This is a genomic window from Goekera deserti, from assembly GCF_010685995.1.
Taxonomy (GTDB): Bacteria; Actinomycetota; Actinomycetes; order Mycobacteriales; family Geodermatophilaceae; genus Goekera; species Goekera deserti.
Map to the genome: position 1 here is coordinate 15,296 of NZ_JAAGWK010000010.1, position 23,774 is coordinate 39,069.

19 protein-coding genes and 2 tRNA genes are annotated in these 23,774 nt (G+C 75.4%); 10 read left to right on the forward strand and 11 right to left on the reverse strand.

Annotated features, from left to right (window positions below):
* Position 1: 1 nt before the first annotated feature.
* The gene (locus G1H19_RS07345) at positions 2-2,056 is read right to left on the reverse strand and encodes an ATP-binding protein (RefSeq protein WP_235928039.1); all 2,055 of its coding nucleotides are present in this window, start codon (positions 2,054-2,056) and stop codon (positions 2-4) included.
* Positions 2,053-3,666, reverse strand: a complete 1,614-nt coding sequence (locus tag G1H19_RS07350; protein WP_162392682.1) for a carboxyl transferase domain-containing protein — start codon at positions 3,664-3,666, stop codon at positions 2,053-2,055. Before G1H19_RS07350 ends, G1H19_RS07345 begins: the two co-directional genes overlap by 4 nt.
* Before the next feature lie 73 nt (positions 3,667-3,739).
* On the opposite strand from G1H19_RS07350, the gene G1H19_RS07355 reads away from it, so the two are divergent.
* On the forward strand, positions 3,740-4,378 hold the full coding sequence (locus tag G1H19_RS07355) for an SACE_7040 family transcriptional regulator (RefSeq protein ID WP_152729769.1): 639 nt from the start codon (positions 3,740-3,742) through the stop codon (positions 4,376-4,378).
* 4 nt (positions 4,379-4,382) lie between these two features.
* Here G1H19_RS07355 and G1H19_RS07360 read toward each other — a convergent pair whose 3' ends face one another.
* Together G1H19_RS07360 and G1H19_RS07365 are read right to left on the reverse strand one after the other, a co-directional pair.
* Positions 4,383-6,335: a hypothetical protein gene (locus G1H19_RS07360; protein ID WP_162392683.1), complete on the reverse strand. Its 1,953-nt coding sequence runs from the start codon at positions 6,333-6,335 to the stop codon at positions 4,383-4,385.
* A 75-nt stretch (positions 6,336-6,410) separates the two neighbouring features.
* The gene (locus G1H19_RS07365) at positions 6,411-7,679 is read right to left on the reverse strand and encodes a hypothetical protein (RefSeq protein WP_193616505.1); all 1,269 of its coding nucleotides are present in this window, start codon (positions 7,677-7,679) and stop codon (positions 6,411-6,413) included.
* Between the two features lie 153 nt (positions 7,680-7,832).
* Between G1H19_RS07365 and orn the strand changes: the two genes are divergently transcribed.
* On the forward strand, positions 7,833-8,495 hold the full coding sequence (gene orn, locus G1H19_RS07370; RefSeq protein ID WP_162392684.1) for an oligoribonuclease: 663 nt from the start codon (positions 7,833-7,835) through the stop codon (positions 8,493-8,495).
* A 69-nt stretch (positions 8,496-8,564) separates the two neighbouring features.
* Positions 8,565-8,640: transfer RNA gene (locus G1H19_RS07375), tRNA-His, on the forward strand.
* A gap of 16 nt (positions 8,641-8,656) precedes the next feature.
* Here G1H19_RS07375 and G1H19_RS07380 read toward each other — a convergent pair.
* On the reverse strand, positions 8,657-9,364 hold the full coding sequence (locus G1H19_RS07380; protein WP_162392685.1) for a TetR/AcrR family transcriptional regulator: 708 nt from the start codon (positions 9,362-9,364) through the stop codon (positions 8,657-8,659).
* Between the two features lie 159 nt (positions 9,365-9,523).
* Here G1H19_RS07380 and G1H19_RS07385 point away from each other — a divergent pair, with 159 nt between their 5' ends.
* Entirely contained in the window at positions 9,524-10,909 is a 1,386-nt protein-coding gene (locus G1H19_RS07385; RefSeq protein WP_162392686.1) for an NAD(P)/FAD-dependent oxidoreductase, read from the forward strand.
* Positions 10,910-10,938: 29 nt separating this feature from the next.
* On the forward strand, positions 10,939-11,871 hold the full coding sequence (locus G1H19_RS07390) for an NAD-dependent epimerase/dehydratase family protein (protein ID WP_152729771.1): 933 nt from the start codon (positions 10,939-10,941) through the stop codon (positions 11,869-11,871).
* Positions 11,872-11,883: 12 nt separating this feature from the next.
* On the opposite strand, the gene G1H19_RS07395 is transcribed toward G1H19_RS07390, so the two are convergent.
* From G1H19_RS07395 to G1H19_RS07415, 5 genes are all read right to left on the reverse strand, one after another.
* A complete protein-coding gene (locus G1H19_RS07395) occupies positions 11,884-12,999 on the reverse strand; it encodes a hypothetical protein (RefSeq protein ID WP_152729772.1) in 1,116 nt (371 codons plus the stop codon).
* Positions 12,996-15,860, reverse strand: coding sequence for a putative alpha/beta hydrolase (locus G1H19_RS07400; RefSeq protein ID WP_152729773.1), 2,865 nt, complete (start codon positions 15,858-15,860; stop codon positions 12,996-12,998). Before G1H19_RS07400 ends, G1H19_RS07395 begins: the two co-directional genes overlap by 4 nt.
* Positions 15,861-16,146: 286 nt before the next feature.
* Positions 16,147-17,292 carry a glycerophosphodiester phosphodiesterase gene (locus tag G1H19_RS07405; protein ID WP_152729774.1) on the reverse strand — a complete coding sequence of 382 codons (1,146 nt, stop codon included), beginning with the start codon at positions 17,290-17,292 and terminating at the stop codon, positions 16,147-16,149.
* A gap of 175 nt (positions 17,293-17,467) precedes the next feature.
* On the reverse strand, positions 17,468-18,148 hold the full coding sequence (locus G1H19_RS22550; RefSeq protein WP_193616507.1) for a hypothetical protein: 681 nt from the start codon (positions 18,146-18,148) through the stop codon (positions 17,468-17,470).
* 141 nt (positions 18,149-18,289) lie between these two features.
* On the reverse strand, positions 18,290-19,483 hold the full coding sequence (locus tag G1H19_RS07415; protein ID WP_328727095.1) for an Ig-like domain-containing protein: 1,194 nt from the start codon (positions 19,481-19,483) through the stop codon (positions 18,290-18,292).
* A gap of 190 nt (positions 19,484-19,673) precedes the next feature.
* Here G1H19_RS07415 and G1H19_RS07420 point away from each other — a divergent pair.
* The 5 genes from G1H19_RS07420 to G1H19_RS07440 all read left to right on the forward strand — a co-directional run bounded on the left by G1H19_RS07420 (position 19,674) and on the right by G1H19_RS07440 (position 22,517).
* Positions 19,674-19,746: transfer RNA gene (locus tag G1H19_RS07420), tRNA-Lys, on the forward strand.
* Positions 19,747-19,980: 234 nt separating this feature from the next.
* Positions 19,981-20,394: a hypothetical protein gene (locus G1H19_RS07425; RefSeq protein WP_152729775.1), complete on the forward strand. Its 414-nt coding sequence runs from the start codon at positions 19,981-19,983 to the stop codon at positions 20,392-20,394.
* Positions 20,391-21,659 (forward strand): glutathionylspermidine synthase family protein, encoded by a 1,269-nt coding sequence (locus G1H19_RS07430; RefSeq protein ID WP_162392688.1) that lies wholly within the window; start codon positions 20,391-20,393, stop codon positions 21,657-21,659. Before G1H19_RS07425 ends, G1H19_RS07430 begins: the two co-directional genes overlap by 4 nt.
* The gene (locus G1H19_RS07435) at positions 21,656-22,096 is read left to right on the forward strand and encodes a DUF350 domain-containing protein (RefSeq protein WP_152729776.1); all 441 of its coding nucleotides are present in this window, start codon (positions 21,656-21,658) and stop codon (positions 22,094-22,096) included. The genes G1H19_RS07430 and G1H19_RS07435 overlap by 4 nt, the downstream gene beginning before the upstream one ends.
* Positions 22,097-22,145: 49 nt before the next feature.
* Entirely contained in the window at positions 22,146-22,517 is a 372-nt protein-coding gene (locus G1H19_RS07440) for a hypothetical protein (RefSeq protein ID WP_152729777.1), read from the forward strand.
* 15 nt (positions 22,518-22,532) lie between these two features.
* Here G1H19_RS07440 and G1H19_RS07445 read toward each other — a convergent pair whose 3' ends face one another.
* Complete coding sequence (locus tag G1H19_RS07445; protein WP_235928040.1) at positions 22,533-23,729, reverse strand: MFS transporter; 1,197 nt, start codon at positions 23,727-23,729, stop codon at positions 22,533-22,535.
* Positions 23,730-23,774 lie beyond the last annotated feature (45 nt).

The following is a 23,774-nucleotide window of genomic DNA, read 5'->3' on the forward strand; positions in this document are numbered from 1 at the left end:
GTCACTCCCCCTGCTCGGATGCGGCACCCGTGGGGGTGACCACGGCCAGCCGCTCGTCCAGCCGGACCTGGTGGCCGGCCGTCACAGCGAGCTCGGTGACCGTGCCGTCGATCGGCGCGGTCAGCACGTGCTCCATCTTCATCGCCTCGACGACCAGCAGCGGGGTCCCCGCGCTCACCTGGTCGCCGACGGATGCCCGCACGACGGTGACCGTGCCCGGCATCGGGGCGCTCACCGTCCCGTCCCCGCCACCGGCCGCCGCGGCGGCGGTCAGCGGCTGCCGCTCGTGCACGGCCACCGAGTGGCCCTCGACCGAGAGCCACACGGTCGCGGCGTCCCGCACGGTGCGGTACCGGCTGCTGACCCCGTCCAGGGTTACCACCAGCTCGTCACCGACCCGGTGTGCCCGGGCCCGCTGCGGGTCACCACCGCCGACCGCCACCTCGGCGTCGCCCGCCCGGCCACGGGTGCGCACCGGGACGACGTCGGAGCCGCCGGCCTGCAGCAGCCGGCGCATCCACGCCGGGGCGCCCAGCCGCCACCCGCCGGGCACGTCCCACGGGTCGACGACCTCCGCCCTGCCCCCGGACCCCGCCCGCACCCCGCCGGTGCCCGGCGGCTCCTGGTCGAGCAGCAGCGCCAGCGCGGCCGCGGCGAACACGTGCGGCGGGGGCGGGCCGGAGGTGCCGGTGAGCAGCTCGCCGCGGCGCTCGATCAGGCCGGTGTCCATCCGGCCGGCGACGACGTCGGCGTCGGCCAGCAGTGCCCGCAGGAACGCGGCGTTGGTGGGCACGCCGAGCACGGAGGTGCGGCCCAGCGCACCGACCAGCCGGGCGCGTGCGGTGGCCCGGTCCGGGCCCCAGGCCACGACCTTGGCCAGCATCGGGTCGTAGTCCGGCCCGACCACGCTGCCCACCGCCAGCGACGAGTCGACCCGCACCCCGGGCCCGGTGGCCTCGTGCAGGCCGAGCACAGTGCCGGTCTGCGGCAGGAACCCCCGGGCGGGGTCCTCGGCGTAGAGCCGGGCCTCCATCGCGTGCCCGTCCAGCACGACGTCGCTCTGGTCGATCCGCAGCGGCTCGCCGGCCGCGACCCGCAGCTGCTGCTCGACCAGGTCCAGCCCGGTGATGCACTCGGTGACCGGGTGCTCGACCTGCAGCCGGGTGTTCATCTCCAGGAAGTAGAAGGCGTCCGGGTCGTCGGCGTCGACGATGAACTCCACCGTGCCGGCACCGGTGTAGCCGACCGACCGGGCGGCCTCGACCGCGGCGCGGCCCATCGAGGCCCGGCGCAGCGGCGTGAGCAGCGGCGACGGCGCCTCCTCCACCACCTTCTGGTGCCGGCGCTGCAGGCTGCACTCGCGCTCGCCGAGGTGCAGCACGGTGCCGTGGGTGTCGGCGAGCACCTGGATCTCGATGTGCCGGGAGTTGCCGATGTAGCGCTCCACCAGCAGCGTGTCGTCGCCGAAGGAGCTGCGGGCCTCCCGGCGGGCACCGGCGATCTCCTCGGCGAGCGCGTCGGCCGAGCGCACCACCCGCATCCCCTTGCCACCGCCGCCGGCGCTCGGCTTGAGCAGCACCGGGAAGCCGGCCTCGACGGCGGCGGCGGCCACCGCGGCGTCGTCCATGCCCGGCTCGGTGCGGCCGGGCACCACCGGGACGCCGGCCGCGGACACGGTCTGCTTGGCGCGGATCTTGTCGCCCATGGCCTCGATGGCGGCCACCGGCGGCCCGATGAACACGATGCCGGCGGCCTCCAGCGCCCGGGCGAGCTCCACGTTCTCGGACAGGAAGCCGTAGCCGGGGTGCACCGCCTGCGCGCCGGTGCGCCGGGCGGCCTCGACGACCCGCTCCACCGACAGGTAGCTCTGCACGGCCGGCGCCGGCCCGATCGGGACGGCGACGTCGGCCACCCGGGTGTGCAGCGCGCCGGCGTCGGCCTCGGAGTACACCGCGACCGAGCGGATGCCCAGCTGGCGCAGCGTGCGGATCACCCGGACGGCGATCTCGCCCCGGTTGGCCACGAGCACGGTCTCGAACATCAGCGGGCTGCTCACATCCGGAAGACGCCGTAGCCGACGTCCTCCAACGGCGCGTTGGCGCAGGCGGACAGGGCGAGGCCGAGCACGGTGCGGGTCTGCGCGGGGTCGATCACGCCGTCGTCCCAGAGCCGGGCGGTGGCGTAGTAGGGGTGACCCTGCTCCTCGTACTGCTGGCGGATCGGGTCCTTGAAGGCCTCCTCCTCGGCCGCCGGCCACTGCTCCCCGCGCGCCTCGAGCCCGTCGCGCCGGATGGTGGCCAGCACGCTGGCGGCCTGCTCGCCGCCCATCACCGAGATGCGGGCGTTGGGCCAGGTGAACAGGAAGCGCGGCGAGTACGCCCGGCCGCACATCGAGTAGTTCCCGGCGCCGAAGGACCCGCCGATCACCACCGTCAGCTTGGGCACCCGGGCACCGGCGACGGCGGTGACCATCTTGGCGCCGTGCTTGGCGATGCCGCCGGCCTCGTAGTCGCGGCCGACCATGAAGCCGGAGATGTTCTGCAGGAACAGCAGCGGGACCGAGCGCCGGTCGCACAGCTCGATGAAGTGCGCGCCCTTGACCGCGGACTCGCCGAACAGGATGCCGTTGTTGGCCACGATGCCCACCGGGTGCCCGTGCAGCCGGGCGAAGCCGGTGACCAGGGTCTGGCCGTAGAGCGCCTTGAACTCGTGGAACCGGCTGCCGTCGACCAGCCGGGCGATCACCTCGCGCACGTCGTAGGGCGTGCGGCTGTCCGGCGGCACCACCTCGTAGACCGACTCGGGCGGGTACGCCGGTTCCTCGGTCGGGTGCACCTCCCACGGCCGGGCGCTGCGCGGGCCGAGCGTGCCGACGATCTGGCGCACCACCTGGAGCGCGTGCGCGTCGTCCTCGGCGAGGTGGTCGGTGACACCGCTGACCCGGGAGTGCAGGTCGCCGCCGCCGAGGTCCTCGGGCGTGACGACCTCACCGGTGGCCGCCTTCACCAGCGGCGGCCCGCCCAGGAAGATCGTGCCCTGACCGCGGACGATCACCGCCTCGTCGCTCATCGCCGGCACGTAGGCACCACCGGCGGTGCACGAGCCGAGCACCGCGGCGATCTGCGGGATCCCGGCCCTCGACATCGTCGCCTGGTTGTAGAAGATCCGGCCGAAGTGCTCGCGGTCGGGGAAGACCTCGTCCTGGCGGGGCAGGAACGCCCCGCCGGAGTCGACCAGGTACAGGCACGGCAGCCGGTTGTGCAGCGCCACCTCCTGCGCCCGCAGGTGCTTCTTCACCGTCATCGGGTAGTAGGTGCCGCCCTTGACGGTCGCGTCGTTGGCGACGACGACGCACTCCCGCCCCTGCACCCGCCCGACGCCGGTGATGATGCCCGCGGCCGGGGCGTCCCCGTCGTAGAGACCGTGCGCGGCCATCGGCGAGAGCTCGAGGAACGGGCTGCCCGGGTCGAGCAGGGCGTCCACCCGCTCCCGGGGCAGCAGCTTGCCCCGGGACACGTGCCTGGCCTGGGCCTTCTCGCCGCCACCGGCCGCGACCCGGGTCAGCTGGTCGGCCAGGTCGGCCACCAGGGAGCCGTGCGCCGCGGCGTTCCGCGCGGGGGCGTCCGGGTCGGCGGGAGGCGTGCTCACGAGCACCGGTGCGTCCACCACCGTAGGTTAACCACGGTTCACTTGGGGCCGCCACCGTGAACAGTGGTTTACCCGCGAGTAGCATCCGGCCATGCCGTCGGAGCCCGCCCCGACGCCCGTCGCGCCCGACTCCGCCCTGCACCTGGACGCCGCCCGGCCCTCCCGGCGCGAGCAGATCCTGCGGGCCGCCGCCCAGCTGTTCGCCGAGCGCGGCTCACGCGCGGTGGGCGTCGACGACATCGGGGCCGCCGTCGGGGTCACCGGCCCGGCGATCTACCGGCACTTCGCCAGCAAGGACGCCGTCCTGGCCGAGATGCTGCTGCGGATCAGCGAGCGGCTGCTGGCCGGTGGCCGGGCGACGGTGGCCGCCGCCGGGGACGACCCGGCCGCCCAGCTGGCCGCGCTGGTCGCCTTCCAGGTCGACTTCGCCCTGGACAACCCCTCGCTGATCACCGTGCAGGACCGCGACCTCGGCCAGCTCGGCGACAGCGACGCCGCCCAGGTGCGCCGGCTGCAGCGGCGCTACGTGGAGGAGTGGGTCGCCGTCATCGGCCGGCTGGACCCGGCGGCCGGTACGCGGACCTGCCGGGCCCGGGCGCACGCGGTGTTCGGGCTGATCAACTCCACCCCGCACAGCGCGGGCCAGCTGCCCCGGGCCCAGATGGCCGACCTGCTCACCGGCATGGCCGTGGCCGCCGCCTCCTCCGGGGTGCGCCCGACGAGCAGCTGACCGGTCAGCCGCCGGCGGGCTCCGGCAGCTCCAGGCCGAGCGCGTCGGAGGCCAGCTCCTCCAGCACGGCGTCGGGGGGACCACCGGGTCCGGCGGCGGCCGCCTCCACGATCAGCACCGTCGAGCCGCGCTGCAGGCTGTCGTAGGCGGCGTCGGTGAGCCGGGCCGGCGCCCCTGGGTAGCTGACGCCCTCCCGCAGCAGGTCGTTGACGTTGCCGGTGCCGTCGGTGTTGGCCACCGTGCGCAGCTGCTGCGCGGCGGCCGCGTCGGGCATCTCGACCTCCGACACCGCGATCACCACCGGCAGGCCGTCGATCTCGGCGGAGAACAGCGCGCGGACGAGCTGCTGGCAGTCGGTGGCGGCGAAGAACCCGGCCACCTGGCCGTAGGAGTTGTCCCGGCAGGTCGGCTCGGTCGTGCCCGCCTGCAGCGTGTAGGCCACGTCGTCCAGGGTCTGCACGCCGCCCACCGTCGGTGCCGCGGGGGTGGCCGGCGCCGACGCGCTGGGCGTGCCGGTGCGGCCGGCCTCCGCCGTGTCGCCACCGGTCTGGCCGAGCAGCAGCACGCCGCCGCCGGCGGCCAGGACGAGCACCACGAGGCTGGCCACGACCACCAGCAGGGTGCGCCGCGACCGGTCGGAGCTCCCGGTCCCGGCAGGCTCGTCCTCCTCCAGGAAGGTGCCGGAGCCGGAGAACACCGAGGTGCCCGGCACCGGTGCGGCCGGCTGCTGCCAGCCGCCCTGCTGCTGCGGCGTGGCCGGCTGCTGCCAGCCGCCCTGCTGCACCGGCGGGGACGCCGGCTGCCAGGACTCCTGCTGCCGGGGGGCCTGCTGCCACGAGCCCGGCGCCTGGTGCCAGGACGAGGGTGCCTGCTGCCCGGACGGCGCCTCGCGGGGCGCCGGGGCCGCGGCCGGCCGCTCGCGCGCGGGCGCGTCGCCGCGGGGGGCCGCCTCGGTCGCCGGGTGCGGCGTGGACCCGGCCGGCGCGGCGCCGAACAGCCCGCCCAGCCCGCCGGTCTGCTCGACCACCTCGTTGCCGGCCCAGGCCGGCGCCGTGCTGCCGGCGATCCGCTCGGTGCCGGGGCTCTGCTGCTGCGCCTGCACCGCGGCGTGCGCGACCCGCGCCGCGGCCGCGGGGTCGACCAGCGGCGGGCCGGGTGCCGGCGCGGGCGCGGGCACCGCCGCGGGTGCCGACGGCGGGACGGCCGCCGGTGGCACGGCGGCGGACTGGGGTGCGGCGGTGGGGCCGCCGTAGCGCGGGGGTGCCGCGGCCATCGCCGCCGGGGTCAGCAGGTCCGGCCGGCGCAGCACGTAGGGCGAGTAGGGGAACCCCTCGCCGTTGAGCTCCTCCACCGACGGGGACCGGCCCTGCAGCCCGAGCGCCTCCAGGGCTGCGCGCACGTCCGCCGTCGTCCACAGCCGGGGGTTGTCGGTGCCGGCGTGCCGGGCGACGCGGGCGATCGCCAGCAGCAGCGAGCGGGGCTCGACGAGGGCCACCTGGTCGCCCTCACCGAGGTCGCCGTCGGCGGGCAGCAGGCCGGTGACCGCGCCGTGCAGCACGGTCAGCCGGGCGATCCGACCGGGCTCGAGCCCGGCACGGCGCAGCCGGACGGCGGCGTCCATGCCGGCGCGCATCAGGCCGTCCAGCGGGGTGGACCCACCACCGGACAGGCGCAGCACGTCACCGGGCCCGGCACCGGGGCCGATCGTCCACGCACCCTCGGGCAGCGCGGTGACCACGCCGGACTGCCGCACGACCTCGACCACCCGGACGACCGCGAGACCCTCCGGGACGAACACCACCGCGTCGGCCTGCCGGCGCTCCATCGGCCCGTCGACCACCGGGAGGGCGGCGACCACCGCCCCGCGCGTCGCGCCGCCCGTCTCCCACCCCGCCAGCTCGGTGAAGAACGCGCGCTCGGCCGCCGTCTCCAGCGGGGCGGGCGTCAGGACGAGCACGAGAGGTCCTCCAGGGGGGGTGCGAGGGCCGGCAGGGGCTGCGGCCCGGACCGGGGCGCGCGTCGGCCGGTCAGGTCACCGGCGCGGGGACCGCCCCGACCGTACGACATGGGAGCCCGGCTCCGCCGCCGACGGACCGGCCGGGACGTCGGCGGCGCGGCCGACCGCGTCCGTCGCCGGCCCGGCTGCCGGGGCAAGCTCCACCGGGGCGCGCCAGGACGCCGCCCACGCACTGCGCTCCAGCCGGTCCAGGCCGGCCCACAGCACCGCGAACCCGAGGACGACGGGCCCCGCCGACCACCAGTTCCACGGCGGGATGACGGCCAGCAGGTCCTGGACGAGGGCGGCGAGGAAGGTGACGCCACCGGCCAGCACACCGCCCACCCAGCCGGGCAGCCTGCGGGTCACCGCCAGGTCGACCACCACCGCGCCGGCCAGCAGCATCACCGGCAGCACCGAGGGCGGGAAACCCCCGACCTCCAGCAGGCCCCACGCCACCGCCCGGTAGCCGAGGTACGTGGCGGCCAGCAGCGTGGCCGTCCAGCGCAGGCCCACCACCCGCCGGGCGACGACCAGGGTGAGCAGGCAGACGCAGACCAGCCACGCGGGGTGCACCCACGGCGGCACCGGCAGCATGAACTGGGTGGGCGTCTGCCCCTGGGACAGGGCGAAGTCCAGCAGCGACGGCTCGGCGGTGGTCTGCCCGGCCCGGTAGTCGGCCAGCGACAGCACGCCGTACTCCTGGTGCTGGTTGGGGAACAGCGCGTTCTCCAGGAAGAACAGCCACAACCCCAGCGAGACCCGGTCGCGGGTGCGGCCCGGGGCGGCGTACAGCCACCAGCCGCGGATCGCGCCGGCCAGCATGATCGCCGTCCCGGTGTAGAGCAGGGCGTGGCTGGGGCTCCAGCTGGTGATGTCCAGCCCGTTGAGGCGGTGGTTGAGCAGGTCGATCGGGATCGCGACCAGGAAGGTGCCGATGCCCGCCTGCATGAGCCGCAGCGCCCGGCGGTCCACCCCGTACCCGGCGTAGCTGTGGAAGACGACCAGGCCCACCACCATGGCCGTGCCGGCGGAGTTGAGCAGGTGCGGGGGCGCCAGGTCGTCGCGCAACCACCGGAAGTGCCAGGAGACGTCCCAGGTGCTGCCGACCATCTTGAGCGCGAACGCGACCAGCCAGGCCGTGTAGATCCAGCGCAGCTCGGTGGCGGTGGTCGCCCGGCCGGGCAGGCCCGGCGTCATGTAGTCCCGCCACAGCCACCGCACCAGCTGCACCGGGTGCCGCAGCGCCTCGCGGGGGGACGCCGGTGCGGTGACCGCCGGGGCAGGACGGGTGGGTGCAGACACGAGCGACTCCGCTGTCTCGGTGCAGGAGCCGTGAGCGTAGCCGGGCGACCTGGCCGGACAGCCGGTCCGCGGGCTCGGGGTGTGCCGCGCGGTGCCCGTGCGTCAGGTGTGTCCGCGGGGTGCCCGCGCGAGCACGCCGTAGGGTCCTTCGACGTGGCAGAGAACCCGCAGAGCCTGGTCTGGATCGACTGCGAGATGACCGGGCTGGACGTGCTCACCGACGCGCTCATCGAGGTCGCGGTGGTGATCACCGACTCCGACCTGAACGTGCTGGACCCGGGCCTGGACATCGTCATCCACGCCGACGACGAGGCCCTGGCCCGGATGGGCGACGTGGTGACCGCGATGCACGCCAAGAGCGGGCTGACCGAGGCGGTGCGCGCCTCGACCGTGACGATGGAGCAGGCCGCCGAGCAGGTGCTCGCCTACGTGAAGCGGTTCGTGCCCGAGCCGCGCTCGGCCCCGCTGTGCGGCAACTCCATCGCCACCGACCGTGGCTTCCTGGCCCGGGACATGCCCGAGCTGGACGCGTACCTGCACTACCGGATGATCGACGTCTCCTCGATCAAGGAGCTGTCGCGCCGCTGGTTCCCCCGGGTGTACTTCTCCCAGCCGCCCAAGGGCCTCGCCCACCGCGCGCTGGCCGACATCGTCGAGTCGGTGCGCGAGCTGGCCTACTACCAGCAGACCGTCTTCGTGCCGGCACCTGGCCCGACCAGCGACCAGGCGCAGGCCGCGTCCGGCACCGTCGTCGCCCGGTACGCCGAGCTGCTGGCCGCCGACGAGCACGCCGTGGACCCCTCGACCCCGGCCTGACGGGGACGCGGCACCCCTCGGGTATCGTTGCGGCGTCCGCGGGTCAGGCGTGAGCCGGTCCGGGCGATGGTGGGTGTAGCTCAGCTGGTAGAGCGCCAGGTTGTGATCCTGGATGTCGCGGGTTCAAGTCCCGTCACTCACCCCACACCGGGAGGCCCTGGTCAGTCCGCTGACCGGGGCCTCTCCCGTGTCCGGGCAGCGGCAGCGCTCCCGTCGTCCGCGGGGCGCGCGACGAGCCCCCGGGTCACCACGTCGACCAGCGCGGCGACGAAGGGCCCGTCGACCGGCTGACCGCTCATCAGCAGCCGGTGGTGCAGGGCACCGTAGAGGGCGTCGACGGCGGCGTCCCGGTCCAGGTCGGGGCGGACCTGGCCGCGCTGCTGCCCGCGGGCCAGGATCGTCGCGAACGCCCGGCGTCGCTCCCCCACCAGGACCCGGCGGAAGGCCACGGCGAACTCCGCGTCCTCCAGGGCGTCGACCAGCAACCCGGCCACGGTCGGCGCGGCCCCGCCGAAGCTGGTGCAGAATGCGAGCTCGGACAGGTACACCCGCAGGTCCTCCACCACGTCGCCGGTGTCGGGCAGCGGCGTCACGCGGTTGGTCGTCCAGGAGTACGCCTCCAGGACCAGCACCTGCCGGGAGGGCCAGTGCCGGTAGATGGTCGACCGGCCGACACCCGAGGCCCGCGCGACGGCGTCGACGGTGACCGACCGGTGGTCCAACCGCTCCACCAGCGCACCGACGGCGAGGAAGACCCGGCGCCGCGTCTGCTCCGAGGGCCCCCGCCGGGCACCGGTGCCCGCGCGCGGTACCGGCGGCCCGGGGGCGGTGCCGGGTCGCTCGGCGGGGCGGGGCTGGCTGCGGGTCACCCGGGGGACCTCCTCCGCCGTCGGCGCACGTGGACGGGACGAACCGGCCGCGATCGTCCCATCTCCTGGCTCCCCCGTCCCGGCCCGGGCCACCGTCATCGGCAGAGGCGACGGGCCACCCCCGGCACGCAGCGCCTCCCGACGGACCGAGGAGACATCGTGCACAGGATCGTGATCGTGGGTGGCGGGTACGCCGGCTTCTACGCCGCGTGGCGGCTGGAGAAGACGCTGCGGCCGGGCGAGGCCGAGGTGACCCTGGTCGACCCCCGGCCGTACATGACCTACCAGCCGTTCCTGCCCGAGGTGCTGGCCGGGTCGATCGAGCCACGGCACAGCGTCGTGTCCTTCCGCCGCCACCTGCGGTCCACCCGGCTGCTCACCGCCCGGGTCACCCGGGTCGACCACGCGCAGCGCCGGCTCGACGTCGAGCTGCCCGACGGCACCGCGTCGTCGCTGGGCTACGACACGGTTGTGGTCACCGCGGGTGCGGTCACCCGGACGTTCCCGGTGCCCGGCGTCGCCGAGCGGGCCGTCGGCCTGAAGACCATCGAGGAGGCGGTCTTCATCCGGGACACCCTGCTGCGCAACGTCGACACCGCCGCCGGCCTCCCGCCCGGGCCGGAGCGGGAGCGGCTGCTGACGGTGGTGTTCGTCGGCGGCGGCTACGCCGGCATCGAAGCGTTCGGCGAGCTCCGGTCGCTGGCCACCGCGCTGCTGCGGCGCTACCCCGAGCTGAGCCCGGCCGAGACGCACTTCCACCTCGTGGAGGCCTCCGGCCGGATCCTGCCCGAGGTGTCCGAGCGGACCAGCCGCTGGGTGCTGCGCCACCTGGCCGGGCGCGGGGCGCACGTGCACCTGCACACCCAGCTGGTCTCCGTCGACGGCGACCGGCTGCTGCTGTCCGACGGGCGGACGCTGGACACCGGCCTGCTGGTCTGGACCGCCGGCGTCGTCGCCGACCCCCGGGTGACGCGGCACACCGACCTGCCCACCGACGCCCGCGGCCGGATCCGCACCCGGGCCGACCTGCGGGTGGGCACCGCCACCTCCGTGGTGCCGGGCGCCTGGGCGGCCGGCGACGACGCCGCGGTGCCCGACCTCACCGGCGGCGGGATCGACGGCACCACCGTGCCCAACGCCCAGCACGCCGTCCGGCAGGGCAAGCTGCTGGCCGAGAACCTGGTGCGCACCCTGCGCGGTCGCAGCCCGCGCAGCTACCGGCACCGCGACCTCGGGGCGGTGGCCACCCTCGGGCTCGGCCACGGGGTCTTCCAGTCCGGCCCGCTGGTGGTCCGCGGGTTCCCGGCCTGGCTGGTGCACCGCGGCTACCACGTGCTGGCCGTCCCCACCTGGGAGCGGAAGTGGCGGGTCGCCGCGGGGTGGGCCACCGCCCTGCTGCTCGGCCGGGACACCGTGGGCCTCTCCGACGTCCGGACACCGCGCGCGGCGTTCACCAGCGCGGCCGCCGCCCAGGCCCGGGCCATCAGCCGCCCGGCACCGCTCGCCGCCGCACCCCGCGCCGAGCGCACCGTCCCCGCGGCCTAAGCCGCACCCGACCAGCAGCAGGAGCAGACATGCACGTCTTCGTCGCCGGCGGCTCGGGTGTCCTCGGCCGCCCGCTCGTCCAGCAGCTCGTCACCCTCGGTCACCAGGTCACCGCCAGCACCCACTCCGACCGGACGGCGTCCCTGGTGCGGCAGCTGGGCGCCGAGCCGGTGGTGCTCGACGCCTTCGACCGGGACGCCGTGCACGCCGCGGTGCTCCGGGCCCGCCCGGAGGTGCTGGTCAACCAGCTGACCTCGCTGTCCACCCCGGCCACCGACCACGCCCGGTGGCTGGCCACCACCAACCGGCTGCGCGCCGAGGCGTCGGCGACGCTGGCGCAGGCCGCCCGGGCCGCCGGCACCCGCCGGGTGGTCGCGCAGAGCGCCAGCTTCATGACCGCACCCGACGCCCCCGCCCCCACCGACGAGCGGTCGCCGCTGTACACCGGGGCACCGGAGCCGGTCCTGGGTCACGTGCTCGCGAACGCCGCGCTCGAACGCGTCGTCACCGGGACGCCGGACGTCGAGGGCGTGGTCCTGCGCTACGGGTTCCTCTACGGGCCCGGCACCGCCCTCGGCCCCGGCGGTGAGCTGTGGGAGGCGGTGCGGGCCGGTCGGGTGCCGGTGGTCGGCGAGGGCCGCGGCAGCTACCCGTTCGTGCACACCCTGGACGCCGTCGCGGCCACCGTGCTGGCCGTGGAGCAGGGTCCGGCGGGCGTCTACAACGTGGTGGACGACGACCCCGCCGCGCAGGCCCGCTGGCTGCCGCACCTGGCCCGGCTGCTGCACGCCCCGGAGCCCGGCCGGAGCACGGCCGCGGACGCCGGCCGGCAGCAGGGGGCCCAGGCCGTCTACTACGGCGAGCAGCTCCCACCCGCGTCCAACGCGGCGGCGCGGGAGCACCTGGGGTGGCGGCCGCGCCTCGCCTCCTGGCAGGAGGGCTTCGCCACCCTCGTGGCCTGATCCGCGCGCCGGCTACGCCGCGGCGCCGTCGGCCTCGGGCCAGGCCACCAGGGACGGGCAGACCCCACGGTCGCGCGTGCTCAGCCCGAGCAGCACGGGCAGCGAACCGTCGTCGCGGTGCCGGAGCAGGCCGCACTCTCGTCCACCGGCGTCGGCGACGGCGATCAGCGTCAGGGTGCGCCCGTCGGCCGACAGCTGCGCGCCGGAGAAGGTGTCGACCAGCTCCCCGGCACGGGTGGGCGAGCGGTGCTCGGCGCCGTCGGACCGCACCGACCAGCGCACCTCCGGCGGGGCCGTCAGGCCGTCGCCGACGTCCCAGCCGACCAGTGCCCGGCCGTCGAGGGTGCCGGGCAGGACGGGCCCGGTCTCCGGGACGAAGCCGGCGGTGAAGTCCGCACCGTCCCCGGCCAGCGACCCGGGCACGGCACCGACGACGGCGGGCACGCCCTGCTCGGGCACCCACCGCACGTCACCGGCGGGCGTGACCGTCGCCGTGCCCGGGACCGTGGCCCCCGGGACGGCGACGCAGTCGGTCAGCGGGGCGGTGACCTCGGGCAGCACGCACCAGTCGGCCGGGTCGGTGGACGCCTCGGCGGCCGCCACGCCGTCGCGGCTCTCGGGCACCCGGGCGAGCAGCAGCCGGTCGGCGATCGTGGTGGTGACCGCCCAGCCGGTGAAGCCGAGCGCGACCCGCCGGCCGCCGTCCAGCTGCCGGACGCCGCCCTGGAGCGGTGCCCCCTGCGGGTCCCGGGTGTTGTCCGGGAGCAGGTCGACGACGGGGCCGGCCACCGGCGGCCGCGGCAGCCGGCCGGCGCGGCCGGGGTCGACCGGCTGCCCGGCGGCGTCGATCAGCGGCGGGTCGGCGGACACGGCCCGCTCGAAGCGGCACCGGCCCACCAGCTCACCGGTGGCGGCCCGGTAGGCGCGCAGTTCCGTCGGCCCCACCCCGGAGACGGCGAGGCCGTAGCCGTCCTGCACCGGAGTCGAGGTGTCCGGCCACGAGCAGTCGTCTGGCGCGGCCGCCGGTGCGGCCGGCTCGGCCGTCGAGCACCCGGCCAGCAGCAGTGCCGCGACCGCGGCGACCGCTGCGGGGGCGCTGCGGCGTGGCCGGCGGGTGCCCGCCGTCACCGGGCCCGGCCCGCGTCCCAGGACGGCTTCTCGCTCTTCAGGTCCTTCAGCACGGAGTCCACCCGCACCGGGTCGATCAGGTACCCGACCAGGATGTCGTCGGTGCGCCACTCGTAGACCTGGTTGCTGCCGGTGCGGATGGCGCTGAGCTGTTCGTGGTCGCTCCAGGAGGTGTACCGGTCGGTCGGTGGGGCGGCGACCACCGTGTCGATCCCTGCATCGCCCCAGCTGCCCAGGTAGGGCCCGTAGGTCGCGTCCAGCAGCTGGTCGGCGACGGCGCGCGGGTCGACGTCGTCGGGCACGGGCCCGACCGGTGACCCGGACTCCGTGGCGGGGGCACGCGAGCCGTCGGGCTGGGCCAGTCCACCGCTGTCCCGGGTCGGCATGCCGTCCCCGTCGACCAGCCCGGCGGTGACGACGTCCGGAGCGCCGGTGACACCGGCGGCGCGGGTCGCCATCCACTGCTGGTCGGCCGTGGTGCCGGCGTCGACCCCGGCACTGGTGCGGTACCCGTTGACGCTGAACTCCCCCCACTCCAGCACACCGGACATCGCGTCCTCGTACGGGTCCTCGCCGGTGGCCTCCTGCACGTCGCCCACCCCGTCGGAGACGATGCCGTGCACCGTACCGAGGGCGTCGAGCACCGTGCCGACGTTGTCCGCGGCACCGAGCGAGGCCACGTCGATGAAGGCACCCACCGTCTGCAGGCCGATCGTCGTGAGCAGGTGCCGGCTCGCCTGCTCCTGCTCGGAGCGCACGGCGGCCACGAAGGCGTCAGCGTCCTTCGACTGCGCCGCGGAGGCCTGGTCGATGGCGGCGGAGAAGCCGGCCGCCTGCACCGAGCCGGCGAGGACGGACGCGCGGTGCGCCCCGTCGGAGCCATACGCGGCGATCCACTGCGCTCCCTGCTCCAGCGCAGCCGCGTGCAGCAGCCCGTAGCGCTCCGGGCCGGTGAGCGCCACGAACTTCAGGTAGTTGGCGGCGTCGTGGTCGGAGAGCTCCAGCCCGTCGACCGGGCCGCCGGCCAGCGGGTACACCCGGTTGATGCCGCTGGTCTCCACCCCCTCGCCGGCGTGGGACAGCGCCTCCAGCCGCTGGACGCCGACCACGGTCAGCGCGGTGGCCACGCTGCCGTTCACCGTGCTGGCCAGCGAGAGGGAGTCCGAGCCGACGTCCTGCACCACCGCCAGGGCTGCCCGGTCGCTGCCCGGCACCCCGGGGGTGGTGCCGGCGACGATCAGGTCCCCGGCGCCCTCGCCGTCCTGCCAGTCCAGCCCGATCACCGCGTGCCGGAAGTCCCCGCCGTCGTGCTCACCCGCCAGCAGCGACGCGACGACGGCGGGGTTGCGGGCGGCGACCGACAGGCCGTCGGAGGAGCCTGCGTCGGAGAGCCCGAGGTCCAGGTGCTCCGGGTCCAGGTCCGGGGGGAAGCCGAACGCGACGGCCCGGTCGCTGAAGCCGGTGGCGCCCGGCTCGTCGCTGTAGAACACCGTCACGTCGGCCCGGTGCGCGCCGGAGAGCCAGTTCTCGGTGTTCAGCTGGACGGCGTTCAGGTCCTGCTTCCAGCTCACGGCCGACTGGGCGAGCTGCCGGGAGAACGCGTCGCCGCCGGTGACGTCCGGGCTGGCGTGGTCGAGCAGGGCGGTGAACCCGCTGTTGCGCTCGAGGTTCGCCACCACCCAGTGCCCGTCGACCCAGCTGGCGCGGAGCAGGAGCGGCGCGTCCGGGGCGTCCGGGGTCTGCGGCGAGGGCAGGTGCTCCCCGATGTCGCTGGTGAGGATCTCCCGCACCGATGCCGGGAGCGCGGCGAAGCCGGAGGCGGGCCGGCCCCGGTCGTCGTACCCGGCGCGCGGGTCACCGGCGTCGTCGGTCTGCTCGGCGGCGGCGCTGAGGTGCAGCAGGCCGTCGGCGAGCACCGCGGCCCGGGTCTCGACGGCGGCGGTGCGCGCGGCGTCCTGCTCGGCGAGGGGCAGACTCGGCGGCAGCGCCAGCGCGTCGCGCACCGGCCCGCTCTGCAGCCAGGCGTCGATCTCGCCGAAGTGCGGGGCGGTGGCGTCGTAGTACGCCGAGAGGTACGCGAACTCGGCGTCGCTGAGCTGCCCGGTCGCGGCGTACCGGCGGTTGAGCAGGTCGACGTACTGCGTCGCCGCGTCGTACTGCGCCAGGCCCGTGGCCGCGTCCGGGGCGGTCAGCGCCTCCAGCGTGGTCGCCGCGTCGGCGGCGCCGTCGGCGGCCGACGGGTCCAGGTCACCGGGTCCCTCGTCGAGGGCGTCCGGCGGGATGTAGCCCAGGTCGGCCAGCCTGCGCAGGCTGTCGGCCAGCAGGTGCTCGTAGCCGTCGACGACCGTCTGCACGGCGCCGCCGGCGTCCTCCACCGCCTGTACCGCGGTGCTGACCGCACTGTCCTCCATCGCGGGGCGGTTGGCCGCCACGTCCTCGGCGGGCAGCCGGGCGATCCGCGCGTTCAGGTCGGCGACGACCGTGCTCAGCGTGCCCTCCAGGGCGACCACCCGGTCCACCGCGGTCGCGGTGCTGGCGGCGAGGGAGTCGCTGATCGTGACCAGCAGCCCTGCGATCGAGTCCAGGGCGGCCGACGAGGCGCCCATGCCGTCCCGGAACGCGGTCGCCTGCGCGGAGGCGTCGATCGGCGAACTGCCGTCGACGACGTACCCGTCGGCCACGTACTGCTGTGCGCGGGCCTGGGTGGCGGCCGCGTCGTCGACCTCACCGGCGGCGGTGTAGAAGGCCTGCGCCAGGGTGATGATCTCGGCCGGGTCGCCGCTGGTCAGCAGGTCCCGCAGTGCCCACGGGTCCACCCCGGCCTGTGCGGCGAGCGATGCCTGGGTGAACAGCTGCGGCACGGGTCTCCCTCGGGTCCGGCGGGACGCCCGCGTCGTCGGCGGCGCGCCGCCGAGGATGCCGGACCAGGGCGCGCCCCGAGGACCCGTGCGGCCGTGGTCCACCCGGACGGGTGACCGGGCAGGACCCGGAGATCGGGACCTCGGTCGGCGACATCCGCGGGGAACCGGTGTCCCCAGGACCTCACGGGCGCCCTGCCGGTGGTCCTCACCTGGGTCCCCGTCCCGGTGCCGAGCGGGCGCCCGGCACCCCGCGGACGGGTGCCGGGCGCCCGGGACGGATCGCGGCTCAGGCCGTGGCCTGCCCGCCGCTCTGCTCGAACAGCTCACGCGAGACGACACCGGTGTCCGGGTTGTCGGTGAACAGGCCGTCGACGCCGGCCTCCCAGTAGCGCTGCTGCTCCTCCAGCGCCCGGCCGTAGTCGTCGGGCGCCTCGCCCTCGCGCAGGTCGACCGGGAGGAAGGAGTTCTCGTTGCGGAACGTGTAGGGGTGCACCAGCAGGTCCACCGCGTGCGCGTCGGCCACGAAGCTGGTCGGCTCCCCCAGCGTCCCGTCCTCCGCGCGCGGGATGACCTGGACCTTCTCCGGCCCGACGCCCGCGGCGTACTCGGCGATCCCGGCGAGGCCCTCGGCGCTGGACAGGTCGGCGTAGGTGCGCGGGTCGCCGGCGGCGACGAGGTCGTAGGGCGCGCCGGTCGCCGACAGCAGCTGCACCAGCGGCACCCGGACGCCATCGTCGTGGAGCTCCTGCAGGTTGGTGGTCTCGAAGGACTGGATGAAGACCGGCGAGCGGCGCTTGTCCAGCCCGGCCTCGTGCAGGTCGGCGAGCAGCGGCTCCTCCAGCGACAGGCCCTCGGCGTCGAAGTAGGTGGGGTGCTTGGTCTCCACGTAGACGCCGATCTCGCGGCCCAGCTCGCGGCTGAGCTCGTCCCGCAGCTCGAGCACCTGGTCCAGGGTCGGCACCTGGTAGAGCCCGTCGTAGAGCGTGTTCTCCTCGCGCACGTCGGGGATGCGCTCGACGGCGCGCAGGGTCTGCAGCTCGGCGAGGGTGAAGTCCTCGGTGAACCAGCCGGTCGTGGGCACCCCGTCGAGGTCCTTGGTGGTCTTCCGGTCGGCGAACTCCGGGTGCTCGGCGACGTCGGTCGTGCCGGAGATCTCCGGCTCGTGCCGGGCCACCAGCACGCCGTCCTTCGTGCTCACCACGTCGGGCTCGATGTAGTCGGCGCCCATCCGCGCGGCCAGCTCGTAGGAGGCCAGGGTGTGCTCGGGCCGGTAGCCGGAGGCGCCGCGGTGGCCGATGACCAGCAGCTCGTCGGCGCTCTCGGCGCCGTGCCCACCACCGGGCGCGGCCTGCACGGCCGGGGCGGCCACCACGAGCGGCACGGCCAGGGCGACCGCGACGACGCCGACGTGCAGGCGGGGGGATCTGGTCATGAGGGCTCTCCCGGAGGCTCCGACGGCGACCCTCGCCGACGGCCTCTGCCGATCCCACCCTGCCCCGCCCGTCCGGTCGGCGCACAGCGGGCGAACAGCTCGTGACGAACGGGGACGCACCGAGGCCGCCGTCCCCGACGGGGGGACGGCGGCCTCGGTGCCGGTGTGCCGGGGGTCAGGCCCGGGTCGCACCACCCTGGTGACGCTGGTCGGCGACGACCTGCTGGGGCCGGGTCAGGTCGTCGTCGTGCTCCCGGGCCTCGTTGCGCCCGTGGTCGACCACCTCGTTGCGCCGGGTCTCCACGCGGTCACCGTGGCCGCTCTGCTGGTTGACCCGGTTCAGGCCCTCACCGTCCAGGTCGCCGCGGCGCTCGTGGTCACGGTCGAACCGCTGCCCGGCGCCGCGGCTGAGGCCCTGACCGTCCAGGTCGCTGCGACCGTCGAAGCCGTGCCCGCTGGTGCCGTCGTGGTCGGCGTTTAGGCCGTGGGAGTTGCTGTGCGGGGTCTGCGGCTCGTCCAGCACGTGCGGCGACAGCTTCTTGGCCTTGGCGCGCAGCTCGGCGGCCTGCGCCCGCTCGCGCTCGGCGTGCGCGGCCCGCTCGCGGGCCTCCTGCTCGGCCTCGGTGGACCGCATCTCGACCTCGGCACGCTCGCGGCGGGCGCGGGCGGCGGTCTCCTCGGCGGCGGCCTGCTCACGCTCGGCGCGGGCGCCGTGCAGCCGGGCCTGCTCCAGGTGCTCGCGCGCCTGGGCCTGCTTCCTCGGGTCGTTCCTGCTGCGCCGGGCGAGCGCGAGTGCGACGAGTGCGAGCACCACGAGCGCGGCCACGACGATGAGCACGATGAGCCAGGTGTCCACGGCCATCCCCTTCCTGGGAGTCGGCCGGGTGGGTGCCCGCGAAGATCGACTCCCAAACGCCGCTCAGGCCGGCCCCGCGTGTCCGGGCGGGCCGGCCGCGACCCCCGCCCGGTCACGCGGGCCGGGCGGGTCGGGCTGCGGTCACTGCAGGGCGCTGCCGGCCTTCCACTGGTCCCACGGCACGGCCCAGTCGTAGATGTCGCCGTCGGCCGGCGAGAGGGTGCCGCCGATCGAGTTGACCACCTCCACGACGTCGCCGGGCTGGGAGAAGTCGAAGAACCAGCGGGCCCGCTCGGTGGAGAGGTTGATGCAGCCGTGCGACACGTTGCTGCTGCCCTGCTGCCCCACCGACCACGGGGCGGCGTGCACGAACTCGCCGTTGTTGGAGATGCGGGTGGCCCACTTCACGTCGGTGCGGTAGCCGCCGGGTGCGTCCACGGCGAGGCCGAAGGTCTCGGAGTTCATCGTGATGTCGGCCCGCTTCTCCAGCACCACGTGGGCGCCGTTGTGCGTCGGGTTCTCGTTGCTGCCGGCGCTCATCGGGTAGGTCTGCACGACCTGGTCGCTGTCGTAGACGGTCAGCGTGTGCGTGGCGGCGTCGGCCACCGACACGTGCTTCTCCCCCACCTGGAAGCTCACCGTGCGGTCCTTCTCCCCCCACACGCCGTCCCCGAGGTCGACGCCGTACAGGTCGGCGTCCAGGGTGACCTGCGTGTCGGCCGGCCAGTAGGTGGAGGGCCGGAAGTGCACCTCGGAGCTGGTGACCCAGCTCCACACGCCGTCGGTGGGCCTCGAGCTGGTCACGTGCAGGTTGCGCTCGGCGGCGGCCTGGTCGGCGACCGGCTCGTCGAAGTACACCCGGATCGGCATGCCGACGCCGACCGTCGTGCCGTCCAGCGGACCGATCGAGGGCGTGCTCAGCGTGCCCGGGGCCACCGTGCTGAACGTGGTGGCGGCCTCGGTCGGCTCGTCGTCGGCGTTCTCGGCGACGGCGGTGAACGTGTAGGTCGTGCCGTAGGCGAGCGGGGTGCTGGGCGTGAACAGCTGCACGTCCCCACCCTCGGGTGCCGGCGCCGCGGCACCGTCGATGCGGGCACCCGCGGCGTCGGTCAGCGTGGCCGAGGTGAGCTCGCCGCCGGCGACGGTGATCTCCAGCGGCACGGTCGGTGCCACGTCGGCGGTGCCGTCGGTGGGCGTGACCGAGACCTCGGCCGGCGACGCCGCAGGCGCAGACGACGTCGACGGCGCGGCCTCCGCCCCGTCGCTCGTGTCGCCCTGACACCCGGCGAGCAGGAGCACGGCCCCCGCGGTGAACACAGCAGCGATCCGTCGCACCAGTCCGACCCCCACACGGGCGCTCGCACCCGGGTGTCTCCCGGGCCGACCACGCGCCGGTGCACCAGTGTCCACCTCCAGCCCGGACGGCGGCGACGACGCGGCGTGCTGCGTGTCTCGCTCCCCCCACCCGGCGCAGCCCCCGGGCGCTGGTAGAGTCCTCACCTGTCGCCGCCCAGTGCGTCGCACCGCGCCATTAGCTCAATTGGCAGAGCAGCTGACTCTTAATCAGCGGGTTCGGGGTTCAAGTCCCTGATGGCGCACAACCCAGCCCCCGTCCTCCTCGTGAGGGCGGGGGCTTCGTCGTGCCGGGCGCCCGCACGCCGTCCCCGACCGGCGGCGCAGGGTCACGGCTCGGACACCATCCCCCGCCTGCACGGACACCCCCGGCACAGGGTGCACTCACCTGAGGCACACTCCACTGCCACGAGATCCGAGACCCCGGAGAGCAGACCATGACCAGTACGCCGAGTCGGGTCCACCCGCGCTCGAACCGCGTGAAGGCAGCTCTGTCCACGGTCACCCTCGCCGGGGCGGCGGTGGGCTTCCTCGCCGCCTGCGGCACGGACGACGACCAGGCCCAGACCGTCTACTGCACCGACGAGCAGGGCACCGTCGTGGACGACGAGGAGTGCGAGGAGGCCGAGCGCAGCGGCGGGGGTGGGTTCTTCTTCTTCGTGGGCAGCTTCGGCGGCAACTCCTACCGCCGCGGCGACGTGATCCCGAACCAGTACCGCAGCGGGTCCGGCGCCGCCCAGCGCGTGAACCCCTCCGACCAGGCGGCACGGGCGGCCGCCGGTCTGCCGCGCACCGGCACGGTCGGCTCGGGATCCCGGGTCAGCGGCGGCATCGGGTCGGGCACCGGCTCGGGCTCGGACTCCGGCACCGGCAGCCGGAGCGGCGGCTCGTGAGACGCCTGTACGGCACGGCCCGGCTGGGCTGGCAGGCGGCGGTGGAGGCGGAGGGGCTGGTCTACAACCGCACCGAGGTGCCCGGCGCCGACCCGGTCTCCTACTGGCGCGAGGACGTCTTCTACGACTTCAGCACCACCGAGATCGACACCCTGTTCAGCGCCACCCAGCAGCTGTTCGCCGCCTGCGTGGAGGCCGGTGACCGCATCGTCGCCTCCGACGAGCTGCTGCAGCGCATGCGCGTCCCGCGCGACTGCTGGGACGTCGTCCGGCGGGACTGGGAGGCGGAGCCGCCCAGCGTCTACGGCCGGTTCGACCTGTCCTGGGGCGGCGAGCAGTCCGGCGAGCTGCCCAAGCTGCTGGAGTTCAACGCCGACACCCCGACCAGCCTGGTCGAGAGCGCGGTGTCCCAGTGGTCCTGGCACCTGGAGACCGGCAACGGCCTGGACCAGTGGAACCGGCTGGACGAGGCGCTCATCGAGGCCTGGACGCGGAACCTCCGGCTGTGGGAGCTGCGCAACGGCCGCAAGCCGCACGTGCACCTGGCCTGGACGTCGGAGGACCGGTCGGGCGAGGACCAGATGACGGTGGCCTACATGGCCGACTGCGTGCGCCGGGCCGGCTACGAGTTCACCGTGATGACCACCGAGCAGATCCAGCTCGACCCGGGTGACGCCTACTTCTACGACGCCGAGGGCCGGCACCTCGACGTCGTGTTCAAGCTCTACCCCTGGGAGTGGCTGGCCGAGGACGCGTTCGGCCCGTCGGTCGTCGCCGACCTGCGGCGCGGCGGCGGCACCACGTGGGTCGAGCCGGTCTACAAGATGCTCTGGTCCAACAAGGGCCTGCTGCCGGTGCTGTGGCAGCTGTTCGAGCACGACAGCGTGCTGTCCCGGTACCTGCTGCCCGCCTACTTCGCCGACGACCCGGCCCGGCTGGACCTGGTCACCACCGGCTACGCGACCAAGCCGCTGCTGGGCCGGGAGGGCGCGAACGTGGAACTGCGCGCCCCGCGCTCCGGTGAGCTGCTCGCCGAGGCCGGTGGCCGCTACGGCGCCGGCGGCCGGGTCTGGCAGCAGCTGCACCCGCTGCCGGACTTCGCCGGCCCCGACGGCCCGCACCACCCGGTGCTCGGCACCTGGGTCGTCGACGGGCACCCCGAGGGCATGGGGATCCGCGAGTCCGACGGCCTGATCACCGACAACCTGTCCCACTTCGCCCCGCACACCATCGACCACCACGTCCGAGAGGCCCGACGACCATGATCACCGAAACGCAGTGGGGCGACATCGCCACCGGACTGGGGGCGCTGCTCGCCTACGTCGCCGTGGCCGTCGTCATCCTGGTCCTCGGCTTCGTCCTGACCGACCTCACCACCCCCGGCAAGCTGGGGACGCTGATCTGCACCGACCGCAACGTCAACGCCACCATCGTGGCCGCGACCAACCTGCTGGCCGTCGGCGCCATCGTGACGATGGCCATCTGGTCCACCCACGACGACTTCGCCTACGGCCTGGTCACCACCGCGGTGTTCGGCCTGGTCGGCGTGCTGCTGCTGGCCGCGGTCGACTGGCTGGTGGACAAGCTCACCCCCGGCTACCTGCCCGAGCTGATCGTCGGCCAGCAGTTCCACCCGGCGTCGGTGTTCGTCGGCGTCGCGCACCTGGTCATCGGTGTGGTCATCGCCGTCTCCATCACCTGACGGCGGTGGCCACGCGTGGCGCCGGGCGGTGGAGGGCATCCTGGACGGCATGACCGATCCCCGCGCCCTCGCCGGCCGGCGCCACGCGCACGCCTACCTGAGCGCCCTGGAGTCCGGTGACGAGGCGGCCGCCGAGGGGCTGCTCGCCCAGCTCGACGACCGCGCCGACCTGGTGTTCCTGGGAGCCGAGCTGACCGGGCTGGCCCGGCGGGCGGCCCGGTCGCTGTCACCGGCCGAGCGGGCCCAGGCCACCGGCCGGCAGATGCGGCTGCAGCTGCTGCGCGACGCCGGCAAGGGCTCGACCGTCGGGCTGCGGCGCTGGATCTCCGCCTCCGCCACCGAGACCCTCGGCCTGCTCGGGCGCTCGATCCCCGACCCCGCCGACCGGCTCGCCGAGCTGCGGCGCGGCGCCTCCGCGTGAACCCGGCGGGTCGGCTCAGCCGGGTCCGGGCCCCGATCGGGCGGCCGCCACGGCGACCGGCACGACCGCGCTGAGCACCACGGCCAGCAGCACGTAGGCCACCGGCAGGCCCACCGCACCGGCCAGCACGCCGACGCCGACGGCGCCGATCGCCGTCCCGGAGTCGAACGAGGCGTTCCACACCGCGCTCGCCGCCGTCGTCCCGCCCTCGCCGGCCCGGGCGAAGGCCGCCAGCAGGGTCAGGTTCTGCAGCGCCCCGTTGCCCGCGCCGAAGACCGCCGCCCCGAGCACGACCACCACGTCGCCGCCACGGTCCAGCACCAGCCCGCCGGCGACCAGCGCGATGCCGGCGGCCGAGACCAGCACCGCCGCCGGCAGCAGCACCCGGCTGCCGGCGCGGTCGGCGAGCGCGCCCACCCGCCAGCGGGTCAGCGCGGCACCGAGTCCGAGCACGAGCAGGGCCAGGGTGGCCGTGGCGCCGTCCGGCCGCTCGATGGGCAGGAAGGTGATCAGGCCCCCGCCGGTGACGGTGACCAGCAGGAGCAGCAGCGACGGGGCCGCCGCCGCGCGGGCCGCCGTGCCCACCCCGCCCTGCCGCTGCCCGGGCGGGGTCACGGTGGCCGCGCGGGCCACCGCCGGCACCAGCAGCACGCCCAGCACGGGCATCGCCGCCAGCCAGGCCACCCACGGGAAGTGCCCGCCCAGGGTCAGCGCCGCGCCGGCGGGCACGGCGGCCAGGTTCGGCAGCGCGACGGACACCCCGAAGACGCCGATCGCCTCGCCCCGCCGGGCAGGCTGGACCAGGCCCGCGGCCAGCGTGAACGCCAGCACGGTGAGCACCGCGAAGCCGAAGCCGCGCACCGCGGAGACCGCGGACAGCCAGCCGACACCGGCGTCGAGGGTGTAGAGCGGAGCCGGCAGCCCGAGAGCCAGCAGGCCCGCGGCCAGCACCCGGCCGGTGCCCAGCCGGCGCACCAGCGCCGGCACCCCGGTCTGCGAGGCCACGGTGGCCACCAGCATGACGGTGGTGACCACGCCGGCCAGCTGCACGCCCGCGCCCTCGGCGACCGCGTGCGCCGGCAGCGAGGCGATGGTCAGGCTGAAGCTGCCGAAGGCGACCAGCCCGACGCCGACCAGCGCCTGCATGCCGGGCAGCCGCCACAGCGGGCCCTGCACCTGGACGGCCGGCGGGTGCTCGGGCGGGGGTGCCACCCGATGAGCATGCCGGGGTGCCGGGCGCGGGGCCGCACCCGGTGG